At 72.0% G+C, this 25,437-nt stretch carries 20 protein-coding genes and 2 pseudogenes; 14 read left to right on the top strand and 8 right to left on the bottom strand.

Annotated features, from left to right (window positions below):
• Positions 1 to 39 precede the first annotated feature (39 nt).
• A complete protein-coding gene (locus C1A38_RS25900) occupies positions 40 to 1,041 on the top strand; it encodes a DUF8832 domain-containing protein (RefSeq protein ID WP_102660329.1) in 1,002 nt (333 codons plus the stop codon).
• Positions 1,042 to 1,080: 39 nt separating this feature from the next.
• Here the strand turns inward: C1A38_RS25900 and C1A38_RS25895 are convergent, their stop codons facing one another.
• From C1A38_RS25895 to C1A38_RS25885, 3 genes and pseudogenes are all read right to left on the bottom strand, one after another.
• Positions 1,081 to 1,497, bottom strand: coding sequence for a helix-turn-helix domain-containing protein (locus tag C1A38_RS25895; RefSeq protein ID WP_102660328.1), 417 nt, complete (start codon positions 1,495 to 1,497; stop codon positions 1,081 to 1,083).
• Between the two features lie 119 nt (positions 1,498 to 1,616).
• Positions 1,617 to 2,873: pseudogene (locus C1A38_RS25890) on the bottom strand (class I SAM-dependent methyltransferase); the annotation flags it as partial.
• Positions 2,874 to 3,139: 266 nt separating this feature from the next.
• Positions 3,140 to 4,843, bottom strand: a complete 1,704-nt coding sequence (locus C1A38_RS25885) for a DEAD/DEAH box helicase (protein ID WP_102660326.1) — start codon at positions 4,841 to 4,843, stop codon at positions 3,140 to 3,142.
• A 391-nt stretch (positions 4,844 to 5,234) separates the two neighbouring features.
• On the opposite strand from C1A38_RS25885, the gene C1A38_RS25880 reads away from it, so the two are divergent.
• Entirely contained in the window at positions 5,235 to 5,888 is a 654-nt protein-coding gene (locus C1A38_RS25880) for a ferritin-like fold-containing protein (RefSeq protein WP_102660325.1), read from the top strand.
• A gap of 3 nt (positions 5,889 to 5,891) precedes the next feature.
• On the opposite strand, the gene C1A38_RS25875 is transcribed toward C1A38_RS25880, so the two are convergent.
• Together C1A38_RS25875 and C1A38_RS25870 are read right to left on the bottom strand one after the other, a co-directional pair.
• Positions 5,892 to 6,119 carry a DUF3107 domain-containing protein gene (locus C1A38_RS25875; RefSeq protein ID WP_102660324.1) on the bottom strand — a complete coding sequence of 76 codons (228 nt, stop codon included), beginning with the start codon at positions 6,117 to 6,119 and terminating at the stop codon, positions 5,892 to 5,894.
• 63 nt (positions 6,120 to 6,182) lie between these two features.
• Positions 6,183 to 6,821 carry a TetR/AcrR family transcriptional regulator gene (locus C1A38_RS25870; RefSeq protein ID WP_102660323.1) on the bottom strand — a complete coding sequence of 213 codons (639 nt, stop codon included), beginning with the start codon at positions 6,819 to 6,821 and terminating at the stop codon, positions 6,183 to 6,185.
• A 2,271-nt stretch (positions 6,822 to 9,092) separates the two neighbouring features.
• Between C1A38_RS25870 and C1A38_RS25865 the strand changes: the two are divergent.
• The 6 genes and pseudogenes from C1A38_RS25865 to C1A38_RS25840 form a co-directional block, all read left to right on the top strand.
• Positions 9,093 to 10,343: pseudogene (locus C1A38_RS25865) on the top strand (hypothetical protein); the annotation flags it as partial.
• Between the two features lie 24 nt (positions 10,344 to 10,367).
• On the top strand, positions 10,368 to 11,342 hold the full coding sequence (locus C1A38_RS25860) for an alpha/beta fold hydrolase (protein ID WP_102660322.1): 975 nt from the start codon (positions 10,368 to 10,370) through the stop codon (positions 11,340 to 11,342).
• A 5-nt stretch (positions 11,343 to 11,347) separates the two neighbouring features.
• Positions 11,348 to 12,268, top strand: coding sequence for a DUF3152 domain-containing protein (locus C1A38_RS25855; protein WP_233197022.1), 921 nt, complete (start codon positions 11,348 to 11,350; stop codon positions 12,266 to 12,268).
• 167 nt (positions 12,269 to 12,435) lie between these two features.
• On the top strand, positions 12,436 to 13,128 hold the full coding sequence (locus C1A38_RS25850; RefSeq protein WP_233197021.1) for a DUF3152 domain-containing protein: 693 nt from the start codon (positions 12,436 to 12,438) through the stop codon (positions 13,126 to 13,128).
• Positions 13,129 to 13,213: 85 nt separating this feature from the next.
• Positions 13,214 to 14,434, top strand: coding sequence for an adenylyltransferase/sulfurtransferase MoeZ (moeZ, locus tag C1A38_RS25845; RefSeq protein ID WP_199180333.1), 1,221 nt, complete (start codon positions 13,214 to 13,216; stop codon positions 14,432 to 14,434).
• A 154-nt stretch (positions 14,435 to 14,588) separates the two neighbouring features.
• Complete coding sequence (locus C1A38_RS25840; protein ID WP_199180332.1) at positions 14,589 to 15,410, top strand: prenyltransferase/squalene oxidase repeat-containing protein; 822 nt, start codon at positions 14,589 to 14,591, stop codon at positions 15,408 to 15,410.
• Between the two features lie 201 nt (positions 15,411 to 15,611).
• Here C1A38_RS25840 and C1A38_RS25835 read toward each other — a convergent pair whose 3' ends face one another.
• Together C1A38_RS25835 and proB are read right to left on the bottom strand one after the other, a co-directional pair.
• Positions 15,612 to 16,853, bottom strand: a complete 1,242-nt coding sequence (locus tag C1A38_RS25835) for a glutamate-5-semialdehyde dehydrogenase (RefSeq protein WP_102660318.1) — start codon at positions 16,851 to 16,853, stop codon at positions 15,612 to 15,614.
• Positions 16,854 to 16,930: 77 nt separating this feature from the next.
• Complete coding sequence (gene proB, locus C1A38_RS25830) at positions 16,931 to 18,040, bottom strand: glutamate 5-kinase (RefSeq protein WP_199180331.1); 1,110 nt, start codon at positions 18,038 to 18,040, stop codon at positions 16,931 to 16,933.
• A gap of 61 nt (positions 18,041 to 18,101) precedes the next feature.
• On the opposite strand from proB, the gene C1A38_RS25825 reads away from it, so the two are divergent.
• The 5 genes from C1A38_RS25825 to C1A38_RS25805 all read left to right on the top strand — a co-directional run bounded on the left by C1A38_RS25825 (position 18,102) and on the right by C1A38_RS25805 (position 23,434).
• Positions 18,102 to 18,416, top strand: coding sequence for an MGMT family protein (locus tag C1A38_RS25825; protein ID WP_102660316.1), 315 nt, complete (start codon positions 18,102 to 18,104; stop codon positions 18,414 to 18,416).
• Positions 18,417 to 18,448: 32 nt separating this feature from the next.
• Positions 18,449 to 19,879, top strand: a complete 1,431-nt coding sequence (locus tag C1A38_RS25820) for an MFS transporter (protein WP_102660315.1) — start codon at positions 18,449 to 18,451, stop codon at positions 19,877 to 19,879.
• Positions 19,876 to 21,375, top strand: coding sequence for a pyridoxal phosphate-dependent decarboxylase family protein (locus tag C1A38_RS25815; RefSeq protein ID WP_102660314.1), 1,500 nt, complete (start codon positions 19,876 to 19,878; stop codon positions 21,373 to 21,375). Before C1A38_RS25820 ends, C1A38_RS25815 begins: the two co-directional genes overlap by 4 nt.
• Before the next feature lie 107 nt (positions 21,376 to 21,482).
• A complete protein-coding gene (locus C1A38_RS25810; protein ID WP_102660313.1) occupies positions 21,483 to 22,076 on the top strand; it encodes an NADH-quinone oxidoreductase subunit B in 594 nt (197 codons plus the stop codon).
• 41 nt (positions 22,077 to 22,117) lie between these two features.
• Positions 22,118 to 23,434, top strand: a complete 1,317-nt coding sequence (locus C1A38_RS25805) for a DUF2252 domain-containing protein (RefSeq protein ID WP_102660312.1) — start codon at positions 22,118 to 22,120, stop codon at positions 23,432 to 23,434.
• Positions 23,435 to 23,460: 26 nt separating this feature from the next.
• On the opposite strand, the gene C1A38_RS25800 is transcribed toward C1A38_RS25805, so the two are convergent.
• On the bottom strand, positions 23,461 to 24,507 hold the full coding sequence (locus C1A38_RS25800; RefSeq protein ID WP_102660311.1) for a glucose 1-dehydrogenase: 1,047 nt from the start codon (positions 24,505 to 24,507) through the stop codon (positions 23,461 to 23,463).
• Between the two features lie 234 nt (positions 24,508 to 24,741).
• Here C1A38_RS25800 and C1A38_RS25795 point away from each other — a divergent pair.
• A partial coding sequence (locus C1A38_RS25795; RefSeq protein ID WP_233197020.1) for an NADH-quinone oxidoreductase subunit C occupies positions 24,742 to 25,437 on the top strand: 696 nt, incomplete at its 3' end.

Raw genomic sequence — 25,437 nt, 5'->3', positions numbered from 1 at the left:
GGTGGTTACGGTGGGTGGGGAGCGGGAGGGAGAACGTGCGTGCTCGGGTCGGTGCGGGGGGACGAGAAGCGGGCTGAGCAGGGGGATCTGCCGGAGTCTGTGGTGGCTGTCGGTGACGGTGACCCGGCTGCGGCGGCACCCGACGGGGGGACGGTCCGGCTGGCGCTTGTGGTCGGTGGCCTGGTGCTGGCCGTACTGCTCGGGTTCGGGCTCGGTCGGATCAACAGCGGCGGGGCGGTGGCGGCGAGCGGGCCACTGGACAGCGCGCTGACCGGCCACACCCACGCGCCGGGAACCGGTGCCCACTCGCACGAGGCGGGGCAGGCGGAGGCGACCGAGGCGGGCGGCCTGGCAGTCAGCCGTGCCGGCTACACCCTCGTACCGCTGGCCGCCGAATTCACCGCCGGGCAGGCCGGTGAGCTGCGCTTCCGCATCCAGGACGGGCAACGTCGACCGGTGACCCGGTTCGCGGTGGTGCACGACAAGCCGATGCACGTGATCGTGGTACGCCGTGACCTGAGCGGCTACCAGCACCTGCACCCGACCATGGCGGCCGACGGCACCTGGTCGGTGCCGCTGACCCTGCCGCAGCCGGGCATCTGGCGGGCGTACGCCGACTTCACGGCCCTCGCCGACGACGGCCGGCAGACCGCGACGACCCTCGGCGTGGACCTGGTCGCACCCGGGGCGTACGCGCCACGCGCCCTTCCCGAGCCTGCGCCCAGCACCACCGTCGACGGGTTGACCGTGGGTTACCAGGGCAGCCCGGAGCCCGGCCTCACCGTGCCGGTCAGCTTCCGGGTCACCGACACGGACGGCAGCAGCCCGACCCTGGAGCATTATCTCGGGACGTTCGGCCACCTGGTCGCGCTGCGCGAGGGTGACCTCGGCTATCTGCACGTGCACCCGGAGCCGGAGCTTGTGGACGGTGCGATCCAGTTCTGGCTGACCACGCCCGGGCCGGGGCGTTACCGCCTCTACCTGGACTTCGCCACCGGCGGTGTGGTGCGCACCGCCGAGTTCACCGTGCTGGTGCGCTGACCCGCAGGGCAGGGGAACGGTCGGCGGCTGGTGCGTACGTCAGCCGGCGCGGCGGATCGGGCGGCGGGCGAGGTAGCGCAGCAGGTCACGGATGTGGTGCTTCTCCTCGGCCGGCACGGTCGGATCCGCCAGCCGTTGAAGGATCACCCGGACGTCCGCCTCGACCGGGCCCTCGCTGCCCAGTCGCACCGGCCCTGAGCCGGTGTCCGGCAGGCCGAGCGCGCGGAATGCTGCCGTGACCGGCAGGTCCAGGGCGGCGCAGAAGCCGCGTACCTTGGCCAGCTCCGGGTAGTCCTGCCAGTCGCCGGCCAGCCAGCGAAAGACGGTGGAACGACCGACTCCGGTGTGCGCGGCCAGGTCCGTGACGGTCCACCCACGTTCCTCGCGGGCGTCGTCGATAGCCCGGCGCACGAAGCGCGCAAACGCCATCTGTGGCGATATTTCTGCCGAACCCATCCGGTGGGTCTTCCCTCCCGACCGGCACCTGACGGTGCGTTCTTCGAGAGTAGTACGGGAGAAGCAGGAAACAATTGACTGACCGACCGAGTGGTCTCGGTGGCGGGACCCGTAGCCGCCTAACGATCCACAGGATCCTGACTGAGCAGGGTCTCCAGCCGGGGTGCGACACGCCACTGATCGACCAACTGTCGGTATTCCGCCTGTTGATCGCGGGTCGGGGCGGCACCCGTACGCCGGGCCCGGATGAGCAGGTTACGCGGAGTATGCGCGGAATCGACGAACTCGACCACCTCGGCCCGGTAGCCGTGCAGCCGCAGCAGCGCGGCACGCAGCGCGTCGGTGAGGACGTCCGCGAAACGCTCCCGCAGGATGCCCTGCCGGGTCAGCAGCCCGTACGGCGCCGGCGTCCCACCGGCACGAAGCTGCGCCGCCACGTCGTGATGGCAACACGGTGCGGCAAGTACCCACCGCGCCCCCCACCGCACCGCCCGCGCCAGCGCCTCGTCGGTGGCGGTGTCGCAAGCATGCAGCGCGAGTACGAGATCAGGCGCCGGCTCGACGACGGCGTCGGCAATAGTGCCGGCGACGAAACGCACCCGATCGGCCCAGCCGAGCCGCTCGGCCAACTCGGTGTTACGGCGGCGCTGATCCTCGCGTACGTCCACACCGACCAGTTCCACCTGCAGACCACGCTGCGACAGGTACCGGTACGCGGCGAAGGTCAGGTACGCGTTGCCGCAGCCGAGATCGATCACCCGCAGCGGCCCGGTCAGCTCACCGGGCAACGTGGCAGCCAGCGCCCGCAGGAAGGCGTCCACCTGCCGCCGCTTGGCTGCCGAACCGCCGATCTCCGCGAAGATCGGGTCCCCCGGATCGAGCAGGTACGCCTTGGCCCGGTCATGCCCACCCGGCACCGCGACAGCCGGCTGCTGGGACGCCGATTCCTGCTGCTGGCGTTCTGTCGCCCCGGCCTGTTGCTGGCGCTGTGTCGTGCTGGCGGCTTGCTGCTGGCGTTCTGTCGTGCCGGCTGGTTGTTGGCCGTGTGTCGTACCGGTCTGCTGGTGTTGGGTCGTGGTGGCGGCCTGCTGCTGTGCGGCAGGCTGGTCGCCGTCGGCCTGGACCGGCGGTGCCGTCCGCTTGCGGTGCACCTGCGCCTCGCCCGACTTGGTGACCCGTAGTTGCAGCGTGAGGTCGATGGTCTCGACATGCCAGTTGCCGAAAGGCTCGGCCAACAGCGCCTCGATCGCCGAGTCCGACTCCGGACCCGGCGCCACATTGCGGGTGTACGGCCGCGCTCCGTCGGAAGTGACAATCTGCAACCGAGAGCCGACCTTGAGCGCGACCGGCCGCAGCTCCGCCCGGACCACCGAAGGACGTTGACCACGCCGTCGACCGGCGGCTACGGCTCGGGTCAACCCGGCACCGAGCAACATCGAGCGGACCTCGGCCAAAGCAACGTCCAACGGTTCGGGCATAACCTCATCTTCCCTGCTGGCCCACCGCCCCCCGCCCCGGGCCTGCACGAGCTCGGGGGACACCGACGCGCGCATCGCCTTGGAGCTGAGGCAAGTCGCAGGAGGGCGGGGGCAAAAAGGCCGCACCGCCCGACAGGGGCGGTGCGGCGACGGGTACGGGTCGGTCAGTCGGTTGCTTCGGCTGCCGTACCGGCGGTGGATGCGACGCCACGGCGGCGCCGGCGGCGACGGGGGCGCGAGGCCTCGCCGGTGGCGCTCTCGGTGCCGGCGCTGGTCTCCGTGGCTGCGTCAGCGGCCGAGGTGGCGGCGTCGGTGCCAGTGACGACCTCGCCGGCGCGGCGGCGACGGCGACGGCGGGGGGTACGGCTGCTGCCCTCGCCGGTCGGGTCGGCGGACTCGGTGGTCACCGGGTCGACGTCGCCGTCCTGGCGTGCGCGGCCTGCACCACGGTCGCGACCCTCACCGCGATTCTCACCGCGTTCGCGACTCTCACCGCGTCCACGCTCCCGACGGCGTCCGCCGCGCGGTTCGCTTCGGCGTGACCGGCCGCCGCCCAGGTCCTCCTCGACCTCGGCGGACAGCCCGGCGCGGGTGCGCTCGGCGGTCGGCAGGGTGCCGGTCACGTCGGTCGGGATGTGCAGGTCGGTGTAGAGGTGCGGGGAGGTGTGGTACGTCTCCTGCGGTTCGGGCATGTCCAGCCCGAGGGTCTTGTCGATGATCCGCCAGCGCGGCATGTCGTCCCAGTCGACGAAGGTCACCGCGACACCGCTCGCGCCCGCGCGGCCGGTGCGGCCGATGCGGTGGGTGTAGGTGTCCTGGTCTTCCGGGCAGTCGTAGTTGATCACGTGGGTGACGCCGGTGACGTCGATGCCCCGGGCCGCGACGTCGGTGGCGACCAGGGTGTCGATCTTCCCGGCGCGGAAGGCCCGCAGGGCCCGCTCGCGGGCACCCTGGCCGAGGTCACCGTGTACGGCGGCGACGGCGAAGCCGCGGAAGTCGAGATCCTCGGCGACCCGGTCGGCGGCGCGCTTGGTCCGCGTGAAGATCATCGTCAGGCCGCGGCTCTCCGCCTGGAGGATCCGGGCGACGATCTCGACCTTGTTCATCGAGTGGGTGCGGTAGACCAGTTGCTCGGTCTGCGGGGACGGGCCGGTCTCGGCGGTGTGCCCGGCGTGGATCGTGATCGGGTGGCGCAGGAACCGCCGGGACAGCGTCACGATCGGATCGGGCATGGTGGCCGAGAACAGCATGGTCTGCCGGTCCTCGGGCAGCATCGCCAGGATCCGCTCGACGTCGTCGAGGAAGCCCAGGTCGAGCATGCGGTCGGCCTCGTCCAGCACCAGCGCACGGATGCCGTTCAGGCGCAGGTGCTTCTGCTTGGCGAGGTCGAGCAGTCGGCCCGGCGTGCCGACGAGGATCTCGACGCCCTTGCGCAGCGCCTCGACCTGCGGCTCGTACGCCACGCCGCCGTAGATCGGCAGCACGCGTACGCCCCGGGTGCGGCCGGCGGCCGCGATGTCCTTGGCGACCTGGATGCCCAGCTCGCGGGTCGGTACCACGACCAGCGCCTGGGGCAGGCCGTCGCCGCTGCCCTCGCCGGGCGCGAAGACCCGCTCCAGCAGCGGTACGCCGAAGCCGAGGGTCTTGCCGGTGCCCGTCGGTGCCTGCCCGATCAGGTCGGCGCCGCGCAGCGCGATCGGCAGCGCGTACTCCTGGATGGCGAAGGCGCGGGTGATGCCGGCCGCGGCCAGCGCGTCGACGGTCTCGGCGCGGGCGCCGAGCTCGGCGAAGGTCGGTGCCTCCGGTCGGACCGGGGCGGTGGGGGCCAGTTCCTGGCCGTCGGTGAGGTCTTGAGTCAGCTCACTCATATGGATTTGGGGGTGCCCTCTCGTGGGTGCGCCCCGTCATGTCCTCAGGGCGCGTTCGGTTTGGCGCGGGCCACACGGTCGGCGGCAGAAAGCCGAGCGGACCGGGCCGCACGCGCGCCGTGGGTCGGACTTCGACTCGGAATCGACCGTCACTCGGGATGGGAGCCATCCTCGATCGACTGCGACTCCGGCCGGATCGGCGCCTACGGCAACTCCTCCATGCTACCTGAACGGCCCTTACGCCGTCCTGATTCCGAACCGGCAAGCGTCACCGGGCGGGGTCATATGTGATGTGTATCACCAGCTAGCGGGGTCTGTCGACCACACCGGGGCGGTGGTGACGCCGAGTCGGGCGTCCCGTTGCGCCCCCCGCGGGCGGTAACCTGCGCGGGTGTCCGTCCCGACTGCGCCCGAATCCGCGGTGGTCGATCTCCTCGGCCTGGTGGCCCTCGGCGAACTGCTCGCCTTCGAACGAATGGCGGCCGACGCCCGCCTTGCGCCGGATCTGCGGCGCCGGGCCGCGTTGAGCGAAATGGCCGCCGCCGAGATCGGGAACTACCGACGCCTCGCGGACCGACTCACTGCGCTGGGCGTACGACCCGACGACGCGATGGCACCGTACGTCGAACCGCTTCAGGCGTACCACGATTCGACAGTGCCGCACGACTGGGCCGAAGCGGTCACGAAGGCGTACGTCGGCGACGCCATCACCGACGATTTCCTCCGCCACATCGCCGGTGCGCTGCACGAGCCGGAGCGCCAACTCGTGCTCGACGTGTTGCACGATTCGCGGTACGCCCAGTTCGCCGCCACCGAGATCCGCCTCGCCATCTCGACCGACCCGAAGGTGGCCGGTCGGCTGTCGATGTGGGCGCGGCGCCTGGTCGGTGAGGCGCTCTCGCAGGCGGGGCGGGTCGCCGCCGCCGATCGTGGGGCGCTCACCGCCTTGATCGCTCAGGGCGACCAGGTGGACGTGGCCGCATTGATCCGGCGGCTGACCGACTCGCACACCGCGCGGATGGCCGCCGCCGGACTCAACAACTGACCGTCAGCGGACGGTGAAACCCACCGCTCGGGGAGACGCCTCGGCGATCTCCACGTAGGCGACCTTGCTGACCGGCACGATGATCCGCCGGCCCTTCTCGTCGGTCAGGGACAGAGTGCCCTCGCCCCTGGCGATGGCGTCGGTCACGATCCGCTCGATCTCGGCCGGCGACTGCGCGCTCTCCAGGACCAGCTCGCGCGGCGCGTACTGCACGCCGATCTTGACCTCCACTGTGCCTCCTCCGTCGGGCGAAATGGCCGCCCTGCGAAGGCTATCCGATCACAAGGCGGTAGTTCAGGTTGACTCACCTTGCAGCGGAAAGCTGGCGATGCCCCGCCAGGAGAGCGCGGCCACAAGTGCCTCGGCCTCGGCCTTGGGCACCTGGCGGCCCCCGGCCAGCCAGAACTGTGCCGCGGTCTCGGCGGCACCGACCAGGCCGGAGGCGAGCAGTTCGGCGTGGGCGCGGCTGACCCCGGTGTCGGAGATGATGGTGTCGGTGATCGCCGCGATGCAGCCCTGCTCGACCCGTTCGACCCGCTGCCGTACGGCCGGGTCGTTGCGTAGGTCGGATTCGAAGACCAGCCGGAAGGCTTCGCTCTCGTGGTCGACGAAGTCGAAGTAGGCCCGCACCGACGCGCCGACCCGCTCCTTGTTGTCGGTGGTGCTGGCCATCGCGTCATGCACCTTGGCGACGATGGCGTCACAGTGCGTGTCGAGCAGGGCCAGGTACAGCTCCATCTTTCCCGGGAAGTGCTGGTACAGCACCGGCTTGGAGACTCCCGCCCGCTCGGCGATGTCGTCCATTGCAGCGGCGTGGTAGCCCTGCGCGACGAACACCTCCTGAGCTGCGGCGAGCAGCTGCTTGCGGCGCGCCGAACGAGGTAGGCGCGTGGGTCGGCCGGCGGTCTGGGCGCCGTTCCCCACAGCGGTCATGGGAACCTCCGAGAATGTTGTACGGGCCGGCATATCCCCCAAACCGGCCGGGGCCTGGGTGGCCCCTTGCGGAATTGGCCCGCCGCTGTAACTTATCGCCACTGTCGCCACACGGTAGCCTCAGCGGGGGCGACCAAGGAGCGCGCGGTGAGTGAAGCAGGACAGCCCGGTGCCGCCACCCCGGGAGAACACGGCGACGGTACGGGTCAGCGGGATGACCTGGTCCGTTCCGGCAACGGGTGGGCTCCACCGACCGGTGACTGGTCCTGGAACGCGGAGGCCTCCCAGGAGACCGGGGAACGTTGGCGGGTGATTCCGCCGCCGACCGGGTGGTCCACCGCGTCGTCACGCTATGCCGACCTTCCCGCCCCCGCAGGCGAGCCGACGCAGCCGCAGCACTCGGAGCGGGTCAACGGTCAGCAGGTCAACGGTGTGCACCACGGTTCAGATGATCCTTCGGCCGACTGGCACGCTCCAGTGAGCGCCCCGCCCGGGTCACGTGATTCCGGACACGATCCCGGGCACGAGCGCCTCGTCCTGCCGGCACCGCGTCCCGTACCAGCCAGTGAGCGCCCCGCGCCGCCGGTCGGCAGCCTGCCGACGTCCGCGCCGCCGACCAGCGGCCTGCCGACCTCCGCGCCACCGGCTGGCACTGTGCCTGCCTCCGCGCCGCCGATGAGCAGTGTGCCGATCTCTGCGCCGCCGACCGGTGGCCTGCCGACCTCGGCGCCGCCGGCTGTGCAGGTGCCGCCGGTCGGTACCGCCGCGTCGGGCTTCGAGATGCCGCCCGGCCTGCACGCGCCGACCGCCGAGCGCAGTGCGGACGAGTCGAGCCGGCCTTCGCACGGCTGGGACGAGCACCTCGGGTCCGCGTCGAGTGCAGATCCCCGGTGGGCGTCCTCCGACCCCGTCGCTCCCGGCGACCAGTCACCGAGCGAAACCGGCGCGTCCTGGCCGACCGAGCCGTCACCGGCCGACGCCGCGCAGCCCGACTGGGCGCGGCGAGGTCCGGCCAGCGACTGGGCGCCGGCCTGGGCGCGCGGCGAGGGCGACTCCGGTCGACGCTCGCGTGAGGCGTCCGGCCCGGCCTGGGCCCACGAGCCGAACCGGCCGTACGAGCCGGTGCGCGCCGAACCGACCCGCCCTTACGAGGCGGTACGCGTGGAACAGCCCCGACCGTACGAGGTGGCCGGCTTCGCTTCCGGTCAGCGGCCGGAAGCGGGCGCGCAGCAGTCTCCGCCCGATCGACCTGAACAGGGCCCCGCCTGGGCCGGGCAGAGCCAGCCCAGCTGGGCCGAGCAGGGCCCGCCCGACTGGGTCGAGCAGGGTGGGTCGGACCGGCCGGATGCTGCGGTGGCGCCGACCAGCACCCCACCGGCAGTGGGACGGCCGACGTGGGCTCCCCGTCCGGCTGACGACCGGTCGGCGGAGGCTTCGAGCGTCGATCCGGAGGAACGTCCAGCCTGGGCCCGTCCAGTCAGCGCCGCACCGGCCGACGAGGGCCCGCCCTGGGGTTCCCGGGTCGCCCCACCGCGGACGGACGAGCGGCTGCCCTGGGCACTCGGCCCGGCCAGCGCCCCGCCGGCCAGTGCGTCGACCTCCTGGGAGGGCACCCCCGAGCCCCGCTCGGCCGCGTCCGCCCCGGAGCCCAGACCCGCCGAGGAGCCCAGGCCCGCCCCGGAGCCGTGGCCCGCTGCGGAGTCCTGGCCCGCCGCAGAACCCTGGCCGCCCGCCCCGGAGCCCTGGCCGGTGGCCGACGCCCGCCGGCCCTTTGATCACCGCCCGCCCGCTGATCCCCGGCTGCCCGCCGACGTCAGGTCGTCCGCCGACGTCAGGTCGTCCGCCGACGTCAGGTCGTCCGCCGACGTCAGGTCGGCTGCTGATGTCAGGTCGGCTGCTGATGTCAGGTCGGCTGCTGATGCCAGGTCGGCCGCTGATGCCAGGCGACTCGCCGATGTCAGTCCAGTTGCCGAGCCCCGGCAGGCTGCGGAGGCACAGCAGGCTGGAGTGCCGCCAACTGGAGAGCCCCGGCAGGCTGCGGAGCACAGGCAGGCTGGAGAGCCCAGGCCAGTCGGGGAGACCCGGTCGGCTGGAGAGGCCAGGTCGGATGGAGAGGCAAGGCCGGCCGACGCCAGGCACGCCTCTGATCCCGATGCTGGCTCGGATGCCCAGCGGGCGAGCGACCTGTCCGCCCATCGACCGTTCCGGCTCGGCCCGGTGTCCAGCGAGCGGACGCCGAATCGTCCGGCACCTGTCGACCCGACGACGACAGCGGGCGATTCGCTGGCCGGTGCCGGTGCCGGCGGGACCGGACGCCACGAGCAGACGCGCGCCACGAGCGGTGTGCCGAACGCGGCGCCCTACGCGGCACGTCGGTCCGCGCCTGAACCCGTACCGTCGGCGGAACCGGGCAACGGTCGGTCGCCGGACAGCACGTCGGCGGTGTTGCCGCAGCGCGTCCCCGCCGAGCCGGATGTGCCCGTCGTGCCGGAGCCGCCTGCTGTGGAGCCACCTGCCGAAACGCCGGAACTCGCCCGGATCGCCACTCACCTGCGCCGCGACGACGAGCCGGCATCGATGCGTGAGCGGCCCGAGGGGTTCGACGTCGACGCGATCATCCATGCTGTCCGGGGTGTCGACGGCGTACGCGATGCGTTGTTGCGGCGTACGCAGGCAGGTGCCCACAGCTTGCGTCTCGACCTCGCCGACGGTGCCGACCCGGCCGAGGTGAGTCGGCAGGTCGCCCGCCTGCTCCAGGAGCGGATGGGGCTGGCCGCCGCGCCGCGCGGCGTGCCGGGGGTGCCGGCCGTGCCGGTGCGGCGTCGTTCCGCCGACAACCGGGGTGGCGACGGCGACGGCCGGTCCACCGGCGATCCTCGGCGTCCGACCAACCGGCCGGCGGGTGCCCGTGCGGAGACCGTGGCGGCCCGGACCGAACCGGCGACGGAGCAGTTCCGGCGTCGCCGTCCGGCACCTGCACCCCCGCGCGGCCGGGCCACCGTGGAGGAGACCGGCCCGACGGGAAGTCCGGCGACGCTCGGCTCGTCGTTCTCCGGGGGGCAACTGACCACCACCGAGTCTGCGCCGTCACGGCCGTTGGACACCGGCGGTCGCCCCGGCCCCCGGGTCGTGCTCGACCACGTGCAGGTGAGCACCTTCGGGCTCGACGCCACCGTCGAGGTCCGGCTGATCGCCGGGGAACAGAGCGCCGCCGGGTACGCCACCGGCCCCGCCGTGGACGGTTACGTGCTGCGGCTCTGCGCGGTCGCCGCCGCGGCGTCGATCGACGAGTTGCTGCGCGGCGCCGGCGGCACCGCCGAGCGGGGACGGTGCTTCGTCGAGCACGCCGCCGTGGTGCCGTTCGGCAACTGTGAGGTGGCCACCGTCGTGGTGCTGCTGGTCTGTGACGGGTGGGTCGAGCAGCTCGCCGGTTCGGCGCTGGTCGCCGGTGACCCGCGGCAGGCGGTGGTACGCGCCACACTGGCTGCGGTCAATCGGCGGCTGGAGGCCCTGCTGGCCTGAGCGGTACGCGGGCAGACTGGAACGGTGAAGCCCGCCATCCTCTCGCCCGACCGGCTGCTGCCCGCCCACTCGGTTCCGCCACCCTGGCCCGGCCGGCAGGTACGGCTCGACGGCACCGTCACCTACGTGCGCGACACCCCGGCCACCCGGCCGGACGCGGAACCGGCGTTGTACGTGCACGGGCTGGGTGGCTCCTCGCAGAACTGGACCGACCTGGCCGGCCTGCTCGCCGACCGGCTCGACGGCCAGGCGATCGACCTGCCCGGCTTCGGTCGCAGCGAGCCGGGCCAGCGGTACACCCTGCCGGTCTTCGCACAGCGGGTGATCCGCTGGATCGAGCACTCCGACCGGGGGCCGGTGCACCTGTTCGGCAACTCGCTGGGTGGGGCGATCTCGGTGCGGGTGGCCGCGCTGCGACCGGATCTGGTCCGGACGTTGACCCTGGTCTCGCCCGCCCTGCCGTTCCTGGACTTCCGCCGGTCGTTGCAGGGCCGGATGCTTCCCGTGCTGGCTGTCCCCCGGGGCGAGCGGCTGGTCGCCTGGCGGCTGGGCCAGATGGCGCCGGAGGTGATGGCGCGGCAGGTGATGGAGGCGTGCGTGGCCGACCTCAGCCGGATCAGTGATCAGCGCCGGCAGGAGGCACTGGAGGAGATCCGGGTGCGCTACCAGGAGGCGCACTACGCGGCGGCCTACGTGCGTACGTTCCGTGGGTTGGTCTACAGCTTCCTGCGGTCGTACCTGCCGGGGTCGGACTCGTTGTGGCGGCTGGCCCGGTCGGTGCAGGCACCGACCCTTGTCGTCGGTGGCCGCCGGGATCGGTTGGTCGACGTCCGGGTGGCGCCGCAGACCGCGCGGATGATCCCGGACAGTCGACTGTTGATGCTCGACGGTGTCGGCCATGTGGCACAGCTGGAGGTGCCGCGCCTGGTGGCGCGTGCCGTGGTCGGGCTGCTCACCGAGACGGGGGACGCGAGGAATCGGGCCGACCTGGCAGGATGACCGGGATGGTCATCCCTCGTAGCCACCGGCGGCAGCCGGGCCGACACGCCCGTCGCGCAGGGTGGTCAGGGCAGGGTGTCGACGGGCGTGCCGGTCATCGACCCAAGATCGCTGCCCGGCTGGCCGTGCTGGTGGCGGTCAGCGCCGGGGTGATGCTGGTAGCCGGCGGTACGGGTTGGTTGCCGGGTGCGGCCGATGCCGACGAGGTGCAGGCGGTCCCGCCGCCGGTGGCAGCGGTCGTACCGCCCGCAGCACCGCAGTCGTCAGTGCCGTCGTCGCCCGAGCCGCCGGTGGTCACGCCGTCGCCCACGGCACCGGTGTTGCAGCAGCCTGGCCGGGTGCCGTCGGGCGGGCGGGGCCGCTTCGACCACGACGAGCGGACCGGTCCGGTGCTGGGCAGGGCGGGTGGGCTTCAGCGGTACCGGGTGGCTGTGGAGTCCGGCGCGGGCGTCGACCCGGCCGAGTTCGGGCTGGCGGTGCAGGTGGCGCTGACCGGGCCGGGCAGCTGGGTGGACAGCGGACGGCTGCGGCTGCGTCAGGTGGAGACGTCGTCCCGGTACGACTTCACCGTCTACCTGGCCACTGCGGCGACTGCGGGCCGGATGTGCGCGGCCGGTGGGGTCGACATCCGGGTCGGCGGACGCCCCTACACCTCCTGCCGGGCACCCGGAAAGGTGATCATCAACCTGGAACGGTGGCGGCGGTCCGTGCCGCACTTCGTCGAGGCGAAGGTGCCGCTGTCGGTCTACCGCACCTATGTGATCAACCACGAGGTCGGGCACCAGTTGGGCAACCGGCACGAGCGCTGCCCGGGGCCGGGTAAGCCCGCACCGGTGATGATGCAGCAGACCCTCTTCCTCAAGGGGTGCGTCGCGAATCCCTGGCCGTACCTCGACGGCCGGCGCTACGCCGGGCCGCCGCTGTGACCGGGCACCGGAGCTGACGGCTGTCGATTATGAGGGGTTAGGCCCGATATGGGTGCGACGATGAGGTCATGCCCTCTTCACCCCTTGATGGGCGTCCGGCGGGCCCGCCTCGACCGCCGGACCACCGACCCGCTCGGCCTCGCGACCTCGCCCTTCCCCTCGGCCTGATGCTGCTCGCAGTCGCCGTCACGGTGGGGTTGGCGCAGGCCGGCGACCGGGCGGCGCGGGATTCGGAGGACCGCGGTCGAGCCGTACAGGGTGCGCTGGAGCAGGGCCCGCCACCGAGCGCGTACCCGACCGCCGGTGCCGGACAGTTCCTGGTGGCCGGCGAAGACTCGCCGGTGCACGGGGTGGACGGGCCGGTCGCCCGCTACCGGGTGGTCGTCGAACAGGAGACCGGGCAGGATCCGGCCGGATTCGCGGCCGACGTCGACGCGGTGCTCGCCGACCCGCGCAGCTGGATCGGGTCGGGTGACCTGCGGGTGCAGCGGGTCGCCGAACTCGACCGTGCCGACTTCACCATCTACCTGGCCACCCCGGTGACCTCGGAGGTGATGTGTGCCGAGGGTGGCCTGAGCACCGAGGGCTACACCTCGTGCCGGCTGCCCGGCAAGGTGATCATCAACCTGGCGCGCTGGCTGGAGGCGGTGCCGGACTACGGGGCGCCGCTGGAGGTCTACCGGGCCTACGTGATCAACCACGAGGTCGGGCACGAGTTCGGTCAGTGGCACGAGCAGTGCCCGGGCCCGGGTAACCCGGCGCCGGTCATGCAACAGCAGACGTACGGTCTGGTGGGGTGCCTGGCCAACGCCTGGCCCTACCTCGACGGCCAGCGGTACGCCGGCGACCTGGTCCCGTGACCCGCCCGACGGTTCGTTATTCCCGCTCCCGTATGCCGGGCGACGTGTCCCCGCTCATGGCCGACGACCATGTCGGCGAGCAACAATGGCCCGGTTGCCCACAATCGATTCCGGGGAGTTCACCGTGTCGTTGCCCCCGCTCGTCGAACCCGCCGCCGAGCTGACCGTTGACGAGATCCGCCGCTACTCCCGTCACCTGATCATTCCCGACGTCGGGGTGACCGGCCAGAAGCGGCTGAAGAACGCCCGGGTGCTCTGTGTCGGCGCAGGTGGCCTCGGTTCCCCCGCCCTGATGTACCTCGCCGCCGCCGGGGTCGGCACCCTGGGCATCATCGACTTCGACACCGTCGACGAGTCGAACCTCCAGCGGCAGATCATCCACGGCGTCTCCGACATCGGCCGGTCCAAGGCCGAATCCGCCGCGGCGAGCATCCGCGAGATCAACCCCCTGGTCAACGTGGAGATCCACAACACCGCGCTGGACCGGGACAACGTCCGCGAGATCTTCGCCCAGTACGACCTGATCGTCGACGGTACGGACAACTTCGCCACCCGCTACATGGTCAACGACGCGGCGGTGCTGCTCGGCAAGCCGTACGTCTGGGGGTCGATCTACCGGTTCGATGGCCAGGCGTCGGTGTTCTGGGCCGAGCACGGCCCCTGCTACCGCTGCCTCTACCCGGAGCCCCCGCCGCCCGGCATGGTGCCCTCCTGCGCCGAGGGTGGCGTGCTCGGCGTGCTCTGCGCCTCGATCGGTTCGATCCAGGTCAACGAGGCGATCAAGCTGCTCGCCGGTGTCGGTGAGCCACTGGTCGGCCGGCTGATGGTCTACGACGCCCTGGAGATGAGCTACCGCAAGATCAAGGTCCGCAAGGACCCGAACTGCGTGCTCTGCGGCGAGAACGCGACTCTCACCGACCTGATGGAGGACTACGAGGACTTCTGCGGCGCGGTGTCGGTCGAGGCCCAGGAGGCGGCGGTCGACTCCACCATCACCGCCGCCGAGCTGAAGGAGTGGCAGGACGCCGGCAAGGACATCTTCCTGGTCGACGTGCGGGAGCCGGCCGAGTACGAGATCGTCCGCATCCCCGGTGCCACGCTCATCCCCAAGGGCGAGATCCTCTCCGGTGAGGCGCTGGCCAAGCTGCCGCAGGACAAGCAGGTCGTACTGCACTGCAAGTCCGGCGTCCGCTCCGCCGAGGCGCTGGCCGCGCTCAAGGCGGCCGGATTCCGCGACGCCGTGCACGTGCAGGGCGGCGTGCTCTCCTGGATCAAGCAGATCGACCCCTCCCTCCCGGCTTACTGAGGTGTAAGGAAGGGCCCCTTCTTAACGCCTCCGGTAGAGGAGGGGCCCCTTCTTAACATCAGCCGCAACGCCCTGCTCACACCTGCCGTCGGGTCGGTGTCGGCTGCCCGATTCACCGAGGCGAGATCAGGTACGCGCCGGTAGCCTGACCGCCGTGGTCGACATCGACGCCGCGATCGGATTCGTGGTGGCACACGGAGACGCGGTGGAACGTGCCCGCCTCTCCTGGTTGCGCACCGGCGCGCCGCCATCCCCCGAGACGCTCGACAGCGCCGAGGTCGGGCAGACCCTCGGCGGCGGCTGGCCGGCCTCCTGGGGTGACGAGATCGCGTCGGTCGATGCCACCTGCTTCCGCCTCGCCGAACTGGACGACCTCGGCGCGCTGAGCCGTCCGGCCGCCCGCCGAGCCCTGGACTGGCTGGCCGCCGCCCAGCGGCGGGACGGCTGCTGGGAGGAGGACGAGGCGCTCGCCGACGTCGCCCCCGAGTGGGCCCGACCAGGTGATCCCGAGGCGCGGCTCTACCTCACCGCCAACGCGGCCTTCTGGCTCACCGTGGCCGGGCTGGACGCCCGCGCCGCCGGGCCGCTTGACCACCGGGTCGGCGGGGCGTACGCCGGCGTGGTGAACGCCGCCGGCCAGGCGCTCGCCGCACACCTCAACCCCGACGGCAGTTGGCCGTCGTTCCTGGCCACTGGCTGGCTCACCGCCGCAGTGCTGCACCGCCAGCAACTGTTCTACGAGTCGGCGCGGATCAAGGCGGTGCTCGCCGAGCGCCTCCCGCAGTCCACACCCGCCGACGCCGCCTGGCTCGCCTCGACGCTACGCCGCGTCGGCGTCGACGAGCAGGAGTGGACCATGGTCGCGGCCCGCCGTCGACTGGCCGAGACGCAGCGCTCCGACGGCGGCTGGACCAGCGACGACGGCCACCAGTTCGACGTACACACCACCCTCGCCGTAATCCGCGCCTTCCGCTGACCCCACCCCACCCTCGTCGTCCCGCCACCCTCGCGCGATCCCCGCCGCCCGCGCTGCCGCGCGTCCCTGTCTCGCGCCGCGCACCCCGCCCGTCGATCTTGCAGCTTGTGTCGCGACAAAAGCCCTAGAAAGGGGCGAACTGGCGACCAAAAGTGCAAGATCGCGGGGCCGGGGGCCGGGGGCCGGGGGCGGGGGGTGGGGTTAGCGGAGGTGGCCGGTGCCGGTTACCACGTACTTGGTGCTGGTTAGTTCGGGGAGGCCCATGGGGCCGCGGGCGTGCAGCTTCTGGGTGGAGATGCCGATCTCGGCGCCGAAGCCGAACTCGCCGCCGTCGGTGAACCGGGTCGAGGCGTTCACCATGACTGCGGCCGAGTCGACGCGGGCCACGAACTCTCGGGCGGCGGCCTGCGAGTCGGTGACGATGGCTTCGGTGTGGCCGCTGCCGTACCGCCGGATGTGCGCGACCGCCGCGTCGAGCGTGTCGACGACGGCGACCGAGATGTCGGCGCTGAGGTATTCGGTGCCGAAGTCCTCGTCGGTGGCGGGGACCACCGTGTCGGAGAACCGGGCCACCTCGGCGGTGCCGTGCACGGTCACGCCGGCCTCGGCGAAGGCGGCCAGCATCGGCGGCAGGAAGTCGTCGGCGACTGCCGCGTGCACCAGCAGCGACTCGGCGGTGTTGCAGGTGGACAGCCGCTGCGTCTTGGCGTTCAGGGTGATCGACACGGCCATCGACAGGTCGGCGGCGGCGTCGACGTAGACGTGGCAGTTGCCAACCCCGGTCTCGATCACCGGCACGGTGGACTCCTCGACCACGGCCCGGATCAGCGACGCCCCGCCGCGCGGGATCAGCACGTCCACCAGGCCCCGGGCGCGCATCAGTTCCTTTACCGAGTCGCGGGTGCTGGAGTCGAGCAGTTGCACCGCGTCCGCGGGCAGGCCGGCACCGACGATCGCGTCGCGCAGCACCGCCACCAGCGCCGCGTTGGAGTGCGCGGCCGACGAGGAGCCGCGTAGCAGCGCCGCGTTACCGGACTTCAGGCAGATGCCGGCGGCGTCCACGGTGACGTTCGGCCGTCCCTCGTAGACGATGCCGACCACGCCGAACGGCACCCGGATCTGCCGCAGCTCCAGCCCGTTGGGCAGGGTCGAGCCGCGTACCACCTCACCCACCGGGTCGGGCAGCGCGGCCATCTGGCGCAGCGCGTCGGCGATGCCGGCCATCCGGCCCTCGTCGAGGGCGAGCCGGTCCAGCACGGCCGCGCTCAGTCCGGCTTCGCGTCCGGCCGCCAGGTCCGCGGCGTTCGCGGCCAGGATCTCCGGGGTACGCGTCACCAGCGCGTCGGCCATCGCGTTCAGCGCGGCGTCCTTGGCGGTACGCGTCGTCACGGCCAACGTCTCCGCTGCGGTCCGCGCCCGACGTGCCTGCTCGGTCACGCTCATCCCATGCTCCTCACAGTGTTAGGAGGGGGCCCTTGTAATACACCAGGCGTTAATAAGGGGCCCTTCCTTACCAGCATCTACAGCAGTACGAGGTCGTCGCGGTGGACGACCTCACGTTCGTACGCCGGGCCGAGCGCCGCAGCAAGGTCGGAGGTGGAGCGTCCGAGCAGGCCGGGCAGTTCGACCGCGTCGTAGTTGACGAGTCCTCGGGCGACCGGGGCACCGGCGGTGTCGACCAGGTCGACAGGGTCGCCGGCGGTGAACGCCCCGTCCACCGCGGTGATCCCGGCCGGCAGCAGCGACTTGCGTCGGCCGACGACGGCGGCGACCGCACCGGGGTCGAGGTGCAACCGGCCCCGGGGCGAGGTCGCGTGGGCGAGCCAGAACAGCCGGGCCGCCGGCCGTGTGGAGCTGGGGTGGAAGAAGGTGCCGACCGGCTCACCGGCCAGCGCCGCGACGGCCTGCGTGGCGGAGGTGAGCACCACCGGGATGCCGAATCCGGTGGCGATCCGGGCCGCCTCGACCTTTGTCACCATGCCGCCGGTGCCGACACCGGAGCGGCCGGCGCCGCCGATGTCGACGCCGGCCAGGTCCGACTCGTCGCGTACCTCGGCGATGCGGCGTGCGCCGGGGCGTGACGGGTTGTCCGTCCAGAGGGCGTCGACGTCGGAAAGCAGCACCAGCAGGTCGGCGTCGACGAGCGCGGCCACCAGGGCGGCCAGCCGGTCGTTGTCGCCGAACCGGATCTCCTGGGTGGCGACCGTGTCGTTCTCGTTGACGATCGGTACGGCCCGCAGGTCGAGCAGCTTGCGTAGGGTGCGGTACGCGTTGCGGTAGTGCGCCCGTCGGGTCACGTCGTCGACGGTCAGCAGCACCTGCCCGACGGTGCGACCGTGCCGCGCGAACGCGGCGGCGTACCGCCCGATCAGCAGGCCCTGGCCGACGCTCGCGGCGGCCTGCTGGGTGGCCAGGTCGCGCGGACGCCGGGCCAACCCGAGCGGCGCGAGACCGGCGGCGATCGCGCCGGAGGAGACGAGCACCACCTCGCGGCCGTCGGCGGTACGCGTGTCGAGCGCGTCGACAAGCGCGTCGAGACGCTCGTCGTCCAACCCGCCGGTGGCGGTGGTCAACGAGGAGGATCCGATCTTGACGACGACCCGTCGGGCCGTGGTGACTGCGTCGCGCACTCGCCTATTCTGCGCTGTCGTCGGCGCGCCACCCGTCGGCGTTCCCATACTCTGGCTGGTCGTGACACCAGACGAGTACGTCGAGGCGGTGCTGGAACTGGTCGACCGGATCCCGCCCGGTCGGGTGATGTCGTACGGGGCGGTCGCGGACGCGCTCGCCGAGCGTTCGGGTCGGACGTCCGCCCGGCTGGTCGGCTCGATCATGGCCCGGCACGGTGCTGAAGTCGGATGGCACCGGGTGGTCAACGCCAGCGGTGCGATGCCGCCTCGGATCGCTGCCGAGGCGCGGGCGCGCTGGCTCGCCGAGGGTACGCCGCTGCGCCAGGACCGGGTGGACATGAGAGCTGCCAGTTGGCGGCCCGGTGAGGGGGTGTGACGAGAGCCATAACGTGAGTAACATTCGGCGCCATGACCGCACCGCCGAGTGGATCCGGCGCACCGGCCCTGCCCCGCAAGGTGCACGCCGGCTATGCGCTCGGCTCGCTGGCCACCGGGGCGTTCGGCACCGTGCCGGGGCTGTTGCTGCTGCCGTACCTGACCGACACGCTCGGCGTGGCCGCCGGCGTCGCGGCGTTGCTGGTGCTCCTGCCGAAGGCGTGGGACGTGCTGGTCAACCCGGTCGCCGGGCGGATCTCCGATCGGACCCGCTCCCGCTGGGGCGCCCGGCGGCCGTACCTGCTCGTCGGTGGGCTGGCGCTGGCCGTACTCTTCGGGTCGATCTTCGCGGCGCCGTTCGGTGCCGGGTCGGCGGCCGGGGCGTACGTCGCCGTCGCCTTCCTGGCCACGGCGACCGCGTTCGCCTTCTTCCAGGTGCCGTACGTGGCCATGCCGGCCGAGTTGACGAGCGACTACGCCGAACGTACCCGGATGATGACCTGGCGGATCGCGGTGCTGGCGCTTGCCATCCTGGTCTCCGGTGCGGTGGCCCCATTGGTCCGTGACGCGGCCGGCGGTGGCCTGTCCGGACACCGCTGGATGGGGCTCTTCGTCGCCGCGCTGATCGCGCTCGGTGCGGTCGGCGCGTTCCTGGGCACCCGGTCCGCGCCCCAGCAGGTGGTCACCGAGAGCGAGCCGAGCCTGCGGGCCCAACTCGCGGTGGCCGGCCGCAACCGGCCGTTCCGGGCGTTGCTGCTCTGCTTCGTGGTGCAGTCCGCCGGGGTGGCGACGATCCTCGCCGGGGTGCAGTACTTCGCCGACCAGATCCTGCGCGACCCGAAGACCGGCCCGACCCTGCTGTTCCTCTGCTTCGTCGGGCCCGCGCTTGTGGTGATGCCACTGTGGTCGCGGGTGGGTGCCCGGCTGGGCAAGCTCGCCGGGCTGGTGATCGCGTCGCTGATCCTGGCCGGCGGTGGGCTGGCGCTTGTCGCCGCGCCGCTGCTGCCCGCCGCCGTGATCTACCTGCTGGTCGCGTTGATCGGTGTCGGGTACGCCGGGCAGCAGGTGTTCGCGCTGGCCATGCTCCCGGACTGCATCGCGTACGACACCGCCCGCACCGGCCGCCGTCAGGCCGGCGTCTTCACCGGCCTGTGGACCGCGGGGGAGACCTTCGGCCTGGCGCTGGGCCCCGGCATCTACGGCCTGGTGCTCGCCCTGACCGGCTACGTCTCCTCCACCACCGGCACCGCCGCCGCCCAGTCCGACACCGCCCGCCTCGGCGTCCTCCTCGGCTTCACCATCCTCCCTGCCCTCCTCATCGCCCTGTCCACCCTCCTCCTCCGCCCCTACAACCTCACCGAAGCCCTCCTCACCACCACCACCACCACTTTGTCCGCCGATCATGGAGTTGTGGTCGGGATAAAAGCCGCAAACCAGCATGAAGAGGGGACGACAAGTCCATGATCGACGAGAGTATGGGGGCGTTGCCCGCGCGCGGTCTGGCGGCGGAGCGGGTGTTGGGGGAGGTACGGGAGTTGCGGGGGCTGGACCGGCCTACGCATGGGGGGCGGTTGTTCGCCTATGTGTACGACCCGGGGGTGGCGGGGCTGGATGAGTTGGCTGCCGCTGCCTACGCCGAGAGTGCTCATGTAAACGGGCTTGATCCGACTGCGTTTCCGTCGCTGTTGGCGATGGAGAATGCGCTGGTGGGGGCGGCGGCTCGGGTGCTCGGCGGTGGGCCGGGCACGAGTGCGCCAGAGGTGGTCGGGAGCGTCACAAGTGGGGGCACCGAGTCACTGATCCTTGCCGTGAAGGCGGCTCGGGATGGCCGGCCGGAGATCGACAGGCCCCGGATCGTGGTGCCGGCGAGCGCGCACGCGGCGTTCGCCAAGGCGGCGCACTACCTGCGGGTGGAGATCGATTCGGTGCCGATCGACCCGGAGACGCTCCGGCCGGCCGTCGCCGACGTGGCCGCCGCGATCGGGCCCGAGACGGTCCTGGTGGTCTGCTCCGCCCCGTCGTACGCGCACGGTGTCATCGACCCGGTCGCGCAGATCGCCGAGGTGGCCGCCGCAGCCGGGGTGCGCTGCCACGTTGACGCCTGCTTCGGCGGCTGGACCCTGCCGTACCTGCGCCGCCTCGGCGAGCCGGTGCCCGCCTTCGACTTCGCCGTACCCGGCGTCACCTCGATCTCGGTGGACCTGCACAAGTACGCGTACGCCCCGAAGGGCGTCTCGGTGCTGCTGCATCGCGATCCGGCGCTGCGGGCACCGCAGTACTTCGCGTACGCCGACTGGCCCGGGTACACGATGATCAACCCGGTGATCTCCTCGACCCGCTCGGGCGGGCCGATCGCCGCCGCGTACGCCACCCTGCGACACCTCGGCGACGACGGCTACCTGGAGCTGACCCGGCGGACCCGCGACGCCGTACGGGTGCTGGCCGACGCCGTACGCGGGGTCGACGGGTTGCGGCTGATCACCGAGCCGGAGTCGACAGTCGTCTGCTTCACCAGCACCGACTCCGGGCCCGACCTGTTCGTCCTGGTCGACGAGCTGGCGGCCCGGGGCTGGCACACCCAACCCCAGCTCACGTACGCCGGACTGCCGCGCAGCGTGCACCTGACGGTGACCGCGGCGGTGGCCCCCCGGGCGGCGGAGTTCGCCGCGGACCTGGCCGAGGCGGTCGCCGCGGCCGGTGTCGCCGGGCCGGTCACCCTGCCACCGGAACTACTCGCGCTGGCCGGTGCGCTCTCCCCGGAGGCGCTCACTGCTGAACTGGTCGCGAGCCTGGCCGCCGGGCTGGGCCTCGGCACGGTCGGCGGGCCGGACTCCGGCGCGGGCGGCGGGCTGCCGGAGCGGATGGCACCGGTGAACACCCTGCTCGACGCCGCGCCACCGGCGCTGCGCGAGCGACTGCTCGTCGAGTTCGTAAGCCTGCTGCAGCGCCCGTCCTACTGACCCGCCAGTGTTAAGAAGGGGCCCCTGTACAACGCCAGGCGTTAACAGGGGGCCCTTCCTTACCGAAAGGGCTGTGGTTGACTGTCGAGGAACGGAAGGGGGCGGTCGTGCAGCTACCGGCGGTGCTCGGCGAGCCGATCCGGTTCGTGCTCAACTGGGGCCGGCGCTACTCGCTCTGGGTCTTCAACTTCGGGCTGGCCTGCTGCGCCATCGAGTTCATCGCGACAAGCATGTCCCGGCACGACTTCATGCGTCTCGGTGTCATCCCGTTCGCCCACGGACCCCGCCAGGCCGACCTGATGGTGGTCTCCGGCACGGTCACCGACAAGATGGCCCCGGCGATCAAGCGGCTCTACGACCAGATGCCCGAGCCCAAGTACGTCATCTCCTTCGGCGCCTGCTCCAACTGCGGCGGCCCCTACTGGGACTCGTACTCGGTGACCAAGGGTGTCGACCAGCTCATCCCGGTCGACGTCTACGTGCCGGGCTGCCCGCCCCGGCCCGAGGCGCTGCTGCACGGCATCCTCCGTCTGCAGGAGAAGATCGCCGCCGAGCAGTCCGGCATCGGCGGGGTGCCGCGCCCCGACCCGCTCGCCCCGCCCACCGACACCGCGCCCGGCGACCTCCCGCCCGGTGGCGGCGTGATGCCGCGCTCCACCGCCTCGCTGACCGCCCCGCCGGTACGCCCGCCGAACGCCTGATCCGCCGCCGAGGTGGCGGCCGGGAGCTAGCGTACGGATTCATGACCGACCTCGCGGAGAAACGTTCCGCCTTCATCGTCGAGGTGCTGGCCCAGGAGTTCGGTGCGCTGATGGCGCTCGACCCGGCCGCCTTCCGCCGTAAATTTCGCAAAATGGCTGCCTCCCCGTTTGCCTTCTACCGGGGCAGTGCCAGCCTCTTCTACGCCGACCAGCGTGGCGACTTCGCCGACGACCGCTTCCTCGACGACCGGACCAGTCGAGTGTGGATCCACGGTGACCTGCACGCGGAGAACTTCGGCACGTACATGAACGGCTCCGGCCAGCTCGTGTTCAACGTCAACGACTTCGACGAGGCGTACGTCGGGCCGTTCACCTGGGACCTGCGACGCTTCGTCGCCAGCGTGGCGCTGATCGGCTACACCAAGGCGCTCTCCGACCGGGTGATCAGCGAGCTGGTGGCGGGTTTCGCCGAGAGCTACCTGACCGAGTTGCGGGCCATCGCCGAGGGCGGTGACGACGCCATCGGGTCGATCACCCTCGACAACGCCGACGGTGTGCTGCGCCGGGTGCTCCAGCAGGCCCGGCTCAACACCCGGGTCGACCTGCTGCGGGAACAGACCACGATCGACGCGTACGAGCGGCGGTTCTCCCTGCGCGACGGGGTGTACGAGGTCGACGGCGACGTACGGGCCAAGGTATGTGCGGCGTTCGAGGCGTACCTGGACACCCTGCCGGCGGCGACCGCGCAGAACCGGCCCCTGGCGGCGCAGATCAAGGATGTGGTGCTGCGCAAGGGCGTGGGCATCGGTTCGGCCGGGCTGCCCTCGTACAACCTCCTGTTGGAGGGGCACACGCAGGCGCTGGAGAACGACGTCATCATCTACATGAAGCAGGCCCAGGTGCCGGCGGTCGCCCGGCACGTCGACGACGAGGGGGTCCGCGGCTACTTCCGGCACCAGGGCCACCGCACCGCCGAGTCGCAGCGGGCCCTGCAGGCGCACGCCGACCCGTGGGTGGGCTTCACCGAGCTGGACGGGGTGGGTCAGCTCGTCGCCGAGGTCTCCCCGTACGCCGCCGACCTGGACTGGGCCGACGTCAACGAGCCCGAGGAACTGGCCGGGGTGCTGGCCGACCTGGGTCGGGCGGTCGCCCGGATGCACTCGGTCGCCGACGACGAGTCCAGCCACGACCTGGTCGACTACTCGACCGAGGAGGCGATCGTCGCGGTGGTGGCCGCCGACCCGGCCGGCTTCGTCGCGCACCTGGTCGACTTCGCCCACGCGTACGGGGTCCGGGCTCGCCAGGATCACCAGCTCTTCGTCGACCTGTTCCGCAACGGTCGGCTGCCCGGCATCTGACGCGGTGTCGTCCCCCGGCCGGCGGGTCAGGCGGTGAAGTCGAGGATCACCTTGATGTCCTGCGGGCCGGGGGAGTACGCGGCGGCGTACTCCGACAGCGGCACCCGCCGGGTGATCAGCGAGGCCAGCCACGACCGGTCGGCCTGGGACAGGGCCTCGGCGGCGGCGTCCCAGTGCCGCCGGTTGGCGTTGACCGAGCCGAACACCACGTTGTTCTCCAGGACCAGGGTGCGGTTGAGTGAACCGGCGTCGAGGTCGACGGTCCGGCCGCCGCTGGAGACCCCGGCCAGGCAGACGATCCCGGTGGGCGCGACCTTGTACATCGCTTCGAGGACGACCGCCGGTGCGCCGGTGCACTCGACGATGACGTCCGGTTCGAAGTCGAGCTTGTCGATCGAGCCGGCGTGGTAGGTGGCGCCGAGCGCGCCCGCCAACGCCGGCTTCGGCCCGTCGGTGGCCAGGTCCAGCACGTGTACGGAGAGGCCGCGCTGACTGGCCAGCAGGGCGGCCAGCAGGCCGATCGGACCGGCTCCGGTGATCAACGCCGTACGCGGCTGCCACTCCGCCCGCTGCCCGATGCGGAAGATGTGGTCCCACGCCTTGACCACCACGCTCGTCGGTTCGAGCAGCACGCCCACCTCGCCCAAGGCGGGGTCCAGCCCGACGGCGAACCGGGGCTGGATCCGCCAGCGTTGCCGGGCGAAGCCGGGCAGCGCCTTGATGCCGTGCTCGGTGAACATGTCGTTGCGGCACATGTCCCACTCGTCGACCGCGCAGTTCGGGCAGGGCACCGGGTCGGGATGCCTGACGATCCCGGCCACCAGGTCGCCGGCTTGCAGGGTGCCGGTCGGGTCCTCGATCACCCGGCCCAGCGACTCGTGCCCGAGCACCAGGTGATCCGTGCCGGGTGGGGCCTCGCCGTACTTGCCCTCGATGATTTCGAGGTCCGTGCCGCAGACCCCCACCGCGAGCGCCTCCACCAGGATCGAACCCTCCTCCGTGGTCGGCTCCGGGTAGTCGTCGAGCAGCCGCAGCGAGCCGGGTACCCCTGGAATGACAGTCACAGCGCGCACGCCCCCATCCTGGTCCGCAGCGGCTGGAGCCCGCCGGAAAAGCCGGGATTGCCACCCGGCGGCGTGCCCCACCCCGTCGTCCACGTCGCACCGGGGTCGACGGTGGCGACGGTGGCGATGCACCGCGGTTGGTGGTGACGACGCACCGGGTCGACGGTGGTGTCGTACCGCGGTTGGTGATGGCGTCCCACCGGGGCAGCGCGGCACGCCGTGTACGGCCATAGGATCAGCTGCATGACACCGGAAGAGGCCGGCCAGCGGCTCGTCGCGCTGCTCGCACCCGTCGAGGCCACCGCGACGGTCTCCGGAGGTCAGGCGCATGCGCGGGCCACCGTCGACGTACCTGCTTTCCAGTGGCGGGCGGCGCTGCTGGCCGCGCGGGACGACGCCGAGCTGGCCTGCGACTTCTTCGACTGGCTCTCCGCCGTCGACGAGCTGGCCGAAGGCTTCGACGTGGTGGTCCACCTCTGGTCGACCACGCACCGGCACGGTCTGCTGCTGCGGGCACGGGTGCCCCGGGCGACACCGACGATCGACTCGGTGGTGTCGGTCTATCCCGGCGCGGCCTGGCACGAGCGGGAGACCCACGAAATGTTCGGCATCGACTTCGCCGGACACGACGACCTGCGCCCGCTGCTGCTGCCACCGGAGTTCGAGGGCCATCCGCTGCGCAAGGAGTTCGTGCTCGCCTCCCGGGTCGCCAAGCCCTGGCCCGGCGCGAAAGAACCGGGCGAGTCCGAGGCCGGAGGTGGCCGCCGACCGATCCGGCCACCCGGCGTACCCGCCCCGGGAGAGTGGGGCACCACCCCGACCCCGGCCGGTGCCGGTGGCGCCGGAGAGGGCCCGCGCGGCGGCACCCCGGCTCGACCCGCCCGGGCACGACCGGCTCGTCCGGCCCCGGGCGCACGCACCCCCCGTACCCCTCCCACC

Source organism: Verrucosispora sp. ts21 (assembly GCF_002879555.1).
Lineage (GTDB): Bacteria > Actinomycetota > Actinomycetes > Mycobacteriales > Micromonosporaceae > Micromonospora > Micromonospora gifhornensis.
This window is presented reverse-complemented; position numbering and strand designations above follow the sequence as displayed.

What these genes read in the sequence shown, in the direction of transcription:
- C1A38_RS25895 (WP_102660328.1), bottom strand. Translation starts at nt 1,497, where the DNA reads ATGGGTTCGGCAGAAATATCGCCACAGATGGCGTTTGCGCGCTTCGTG.
- moeZ (WP_199180333.1), top strand. Translation starts at nt 13,214, where the DNA reads ATGGCCCGGTTGCCCACAATCGATTCCGGGGAGTTCACCGTGTCGTTG.
- C1A38_RS25805 (WP_102660312.1), top strand. Translation starts at nt 22,118, where the DNA reads ATGACCGACCTCGCGGAGAAACGTTCCGCCTTCATCGTCGAGGTGCTG.
- C1A38_RS25815 (WP_102660314.1), top strand. Translation starts at nt 19,876, where the DNA reads ATGATCGACGAGAGTATGGGGGCGTTGCCCGCGCGCGGTCTGGCGGCG.
- C1A38_RS25870 (WP_102660323.1), bottom strand. Translation starts at nt 6,821, where the DNA reads ATGACCGCTGTGGGGAACGGCGCCCAGACCGCCGGCCGACCCACGCGC.
- C1A38_RS25835 (WP_102660318.1), bottom strand. Translation starts at nt 16,853, where the DNA reads ATGAGCGTGACCGAGCAGGCACGTCGGGCGCGGACCGCAGCGGAGACG.
- C1A38_RS25850 (WP_233197021.1), top strand. Translation starts at nt 12,436, where the DNA reads ATGCTGCTCGCAGTCGCCGTCACGGTGGGGTTGGCGCAGGCCGGCGAC.
- C1A38_RS25855 (WP_233197022.1), top strand. Translation starts at nt 11,348, where the DNA reads ATGGTCATCCCTCGTAGCCACCGGCGGCAGCCGGGCCGACACGCCCGT.
- C1A38_RS25820 (WP_102660315.1), top strand. Translation starts at nt 18,449, where the DNA reads ATGACCGCACCGCCGAGTGGATCCGGCGCACCGGCCCTGCCCCGCAAG.
- C1A38_RS25885 (WP_102660326.1), bottom strand. Translation starts at nt 4,843, where the DNA reads ATGAGTGAGCTGACTCAAGACCTCACCGACGGCCAGGAACTGGCCCCC.